The sequence below is a fragment of the Roseibium sp. genome (assembly GCF_025698965.1).
Taxonomy (GTDB): Bacteria; Pseudomonadota; Alphaproteobacteria; order Rhizobiales; family Stappiaceae; genus Roseibium.
The window spans coordinates 1-4,160 of the sequence record NZ_JAILWL010000540.1; the positions used below are offsets into that span (position 1 = coordinate 1).

The 4,160-nt window shown below is 55.0% G+C and carries 4 protein-coding genes; 1 reads left to right on the top strand and 3 read right to left on the bottom strand.

What is annotated here, in order from left to right:
* The 3 genes from K5905_RS28950 to K5905_RS28960 all read right to left on the bottom strand — a co-directional run.
* Positions 1-1,611: DHA2 family efflux MFS transporter permease subunit (locus K5905_RS28950; RefSeq protein ID WP_297590933.1), on the bottom strand; the 1,611-nt coding region annotated here is incomplete at its 3' end.
* Positions 1,608-2,741 (bottom strand): HlyD family secretion protein, encoded by a 1,134-nt coding sequence (locus K5905_RS28955; protein ID WP_297590936.1) that lies wholly within the window; start codon positions 2,739-2,741, stop codon positions 1,608-1,610. The genes K5905_RS28950 and K5905_RS28955, both read right to left, overlap by 4 nt.
* A gap of 135 nt (positions 2,742-2,876) precedes the next feature.
* Complete coding sequence (locus K5905_RS28960) at positions 2,877-3,227, bottom strand: SPW repeat protein (protein ID WP_297590939.1); 351 nt, start codon at positions 3,225-3,227, stop codon at positions 2,877-2,879.
* A 103-nt stretch (positions 3,228-3,330) separates the two neighbouring features.
* Between K5905_RS28960 and K5905_RS28965 the strand changes: the two genes are divergently transcribed.
* The gene (locus tag K5905_RS28965; protein ID WP_297590942.1) at positions 3,331-3,942 is read left to right on the top strand and encodes a TetR/AcrR family transcriptional regulator; all 612 of its coding nucleotides are present in this window, start codon (positions 3,331-3,333) and stop codon (positions 3,940-3,942) included.
* Positions 3,943-4,160 lie beyond the last annotated feature (218 nt).

Sequence of the window (4,160 nt, forward strand, 5' to 3'; positions counted from 1 at the left end):
GAGCAAAACCAGCGAAAAGAAGGCTTCGTTGAAAGACAGTGCGGCAACCTGTGCCTGGATCGTCTTTTGAATGAGTGTCGCCGTGCCTTCGACCACAGAGCCGGGATTAAGTCCGTGGTTTTGAAGGGCCTGCGCCAAAATGCCCTGTCGTTCCCGGAACGGCAGGTTTGCCGGATTGATGTTTTCGATCAGGATCCTTCTATTGAGCGCAACCTGATTGTTTAGATAGGTACTCAGAAACGAAATTCCGATTATGCCCCCCATCTGACGGCCGAAATTGAATAGACCTATACCTGAGGCAAGATGCCTGTTGTTCAGCCGATCAAGCGCGATCAACGTGACCGCAAGAAAAAGGAAGCCGAGCCCGAAACCTCGCAAGAGCAAACCAAGCCAAAGATCATGTCCTCCGCTCTCGAGGCTTGACCAGGATAACATCCACATAGCCGTCATCACCAGCACGACACCGAGCGGGACAAACTTGAATGGATTGACGTTCTTCCAGGTTACCAATGCGCCGGCGGCCAGAAGTCCGCTTCCAACAGACAGGCTGGACGGCAAAAGCAGGAAACCGGCGTCCTGGGGTGGCATGCGCAGAACACCAAGGGCGAATGCGGGGAAGAGAAATGCACTGCCGAACAGTGCAAAACCTGCGATGAAACTGACCAGAAAGCCAAACGCAAATTGGGCGTTGGTAAAGACCTGGCGTTCAAAGATTTGCGACCTGTTTTGCCCCAATACGCGCCAGAAAATGACCAAGGCAAGCGCCCCAAGCCCGATGGACGTCCAAAGCAGGATATGTCCATCATCGAACCAGTTCCAGCGCGGTCCCTCCAGGCACACATAAACAAGCGATGCAGCTGCCAGGCCAATCAACATGAAGCCGATCCAGTCGAATTGTGGGCACTTGCGGGAGGTCCGGGGAAGGCACGACCGATACGGTATCAGGAACAGCATTACCACTGCACAAATCAGCAGGTTCAGCCAGAATGTCCAGGTCCAGGAAAACTGGTCCGTAAACCAGCCCTGTACGGCCGGCGCCAGCGTGGTCGGTGCCATAACGACGCCCAAAGCATAGAATGCCTGGATCACGCCCTGCTGTTGTTTGCGAAACAGACGAAAAAGGATTGCCTGCGCTGAAACGAGCAGGACGGCGCCGGCTGCTCCCTGTGCGACCCTGGCAAAGACAAAGGCTTCAAGTTCGACATTCATGGCGCATGGGATCGACGCCATCGCAACCAGAGAAACGGACCAGAAAAGGTTTGGAGTTTCGCCAAACCGGTCTACCAACCAGGCGGCAGCCAGTAAAAAGGCGACTTTTGCGATCAGATATCCGAGATTGATCCAGGATACTTCGTCCGGAGTTGCCGAGACCGCACCCATGATCTGGGGACGCGCGATGCTGAAAATTGTCCCGTTAAGCGCGTCCATGAAAACCGCAAGAGTGAGGCCGGACAAAATTATCCATCTGGCGAAAGCGGTTTTTGCGACAGATACATTTTCCTTATCCGGTGCAAGAACAATCGAGATAAAAGCATCTGATGCCGGGGGGCGTTCGAGTGAAATTCGTTCCGAGATGTCAGCGCTCATACCCTGCGACGATTGGGCTTTCATCTGGCCAACTCCTGCGGAGCATCCCGAATTTCAGCGACCAGTGTCCGTGCGATTTCGAACAAAGAAGCTAAAGGCGCTTCAGGGGTACCTCCGGTTCTGACCGCGACTCTGGCCGACATTCCGGGGCGCAGAGTATCCGGCGCTGTGCTTTCCTTATCGAGCAGGATCTTCACGGGAATTCTCTGGACAACCCGGACGAAATTTCCTGTTGCATTGTCGGGGGGCAACAGGCTGAATTCGGCGCCGCTTGCCGGAGCAAGGCTGTCAACCAGCCCTGAAATTTCCCTGTCGCCAAAGGTGTCGACTTGTATTTTTACCTTCTGGCCCGGTTCAATGCGGCTGAGCTGCGTTTCCTTGAAATTTGCGACAACCCAGATATGGTCGGTGGCAACGAGCGAAAGAAGCGGCGCGCCAGGCTGCGCATAGTGGCCGACTTCAACATGTCTGTTGCCGACAATGCCTGACAGGGGAGCCCGTACAACTGTATTGTTCAAGGCAATTTCGGCAAGTTTCAGCTGAGCGAAAGCCTGTTCAATCGATGCTTCGAGACGAACCGTTTCCGTGTCGATGACAGCGAGGCGCTGTTCACGTGCGGCAAGTCTGGCCTGAGCCTGGTCAACCGCTGCCTGGGCACGCACCTGAAGTGCGACGGCCGTATCGTGACGTTGCTCAGTTGCCCAGCCTTTGTTGACAAGGTTGTCTGCGCGTTTTCGATCGCGCCTTGTTCGGGTCGCTTCAGCTTTGGCCGCTGCCAACCCGGCTTTTGCCTCTTCGATCAAAGCCTGTTGTAACTTGCGTTCTTTGGCGAGGCTGACCTTTGCTGCGCGGGCCGCCCGCAGGCTCGCACTGCTTTGCGCCAGTCTTGCTTCATGATCTTCACGGTCAATACGGAACAGAATGTCGCCTGCCTGGACCGGTTGATTGTCTCTGACAGAAACCTCGATGATGTAGCCTGGAACCTTCGGGGCTATGGCAACAATGTCGCTCCGCACATAGGCGTTGTCGGTGACTTCGAGGAAACGCCCGTTCGTCCAATAGTCACGACCGAAAAATAGAGCCAAAAGACCGACAGCGGTCAGTATCAAGAACGCAAACGTCCATTTCGTGAGCCGTTTCAATATCCTGAACATGCCTGCTTCCTGTCTGCCCTATTGTCGGTTCATGAAACGCACCACGGCGGGACAAGCCGTGGTGCGTTCCCGATCCGGCGCCGTTGCGGGGAGGCACGTATCGCCGGGATCTTGTGAGGGTTACTCATGTGCCGGTCAGGCGGTCTTGTTGTTTCGGCAATTGACAAGTTGCGTCCCGGCGAGAATTGCGACTGCCAGTCCGATCAACACATGAATCCACAGGACCGGTGCATTGGAGGCGAAGCCGAGAACGAATGGTGCGATCAGGAGCCAGCCGCCAGCGGCTACATTTGTCCACTCGACCCAATCGCCATATTTCGTCAATGCAATCGTTGCACAGATGACAATGACCGTTCCGCTTACATAGGCATTCCAGGTGGCTGCCGAGTCCGCTGCGAAACCTGTGACAAGGGTCGCCGCGACCAAAGCAGCGCCCAAGGTCAGGTTTATCCATTCCAGCGATTTGTTCGGTGCTGACGTAAGCATGCCTGTTCTCCGTTCTTAATGGTACGAGTGCGTACCCTTTACAGATACGGTACAGTATCGTACATTTCAAGTCACAATCAGACCGAGGTAAAGATCGTTGGGTATGGCGTTAAGCGGGCACGAGCGAAGGCAGGCGAAAAAGCGGGAAGAAATTCTCGCAATCGCAACCGAGTTGTTCCTGAAGGAAGGTTACGGTCGGGCCAGTATGGATCAGGTTCACGCGCGGCTTGGAGGCTCCAAACGAACGCTCTACAATCATTTTCCGAGCAAGGAAGCATTGTTCGAAGCCATTGTTTCACGTGTCTCGGACCGGGTTCTTGCAGCACTGCAACCTTCACTCGGCGACAGTGATTTGCAGGACGCGCTTAACAGGATGGGAAAGGACTATCTGTCGGCACTCCTGTCACCGGACGGCCTTGCCCTTTACCGTGCCATGGTCTCCGAAGCTCCACATTTCCCTGAGTTGGCTCGCACCTTTTTCGAAAACGGTCCGAGCCGGGCGAGCCATCATCTTGCCGCGTTTTTTCGTGAGCAGAAGGTCATCGGAAATCTTGATGTCGACGATCCGCAAATTGCTGCTGAGCAGTTTTTGGGAGCCGTTCGCGGCGATATACATCTTGCGGCCGTGCTGTCGGCGAAAAAATTCACAAGCAAGGTGATCGAAAAAAGCGTTGCCCAGGTCGTTGGCTTGTTTCTGAGGGGAGCCGGCCACTAGAAGCAACACGTCGTTTTGCCCTGCGCATTGGGCGAACTGGACGAACAGGCGTGATGCCACACGCAAATGCGAAAATGTAAAATGCCCGGCGCCAAGCTTAAAAGCCGGATTTTCCAGGATCTTCCAAGGCCGGGATGCCCTGTTGTCTGACATGGGCGATCTGTTCGCATAGGCACCGAGCTCCAGGCAGGATTTTTAACACGCGACGCGGCGCTGCT

Bases quoted from the DNA above. Each gene is read 5' to 3' on its own strand.
- K5905_RS28960 (WP_297590939.1), bottom strand. From the start codon at position 3,227: ATGCTTACGTCAGCACCGAACAAATCGCTGGAATGGATAAACCTGACC.
- K5905_RS28965 (WP_297590942.1), top strand. From the start codon at position 3,331: ATGGCGTTAAGCGGGCACGAGCGAAGGCAGGCGAAAAAGCGGGAAGAA.
- K5905_RS28955 (WP_297590936.1), bottom strand. From the start codon at position 2,741: ATGTTCAGGATATTGAAACGGCTCACGAAATGGACGTTTGCGTTCTTG.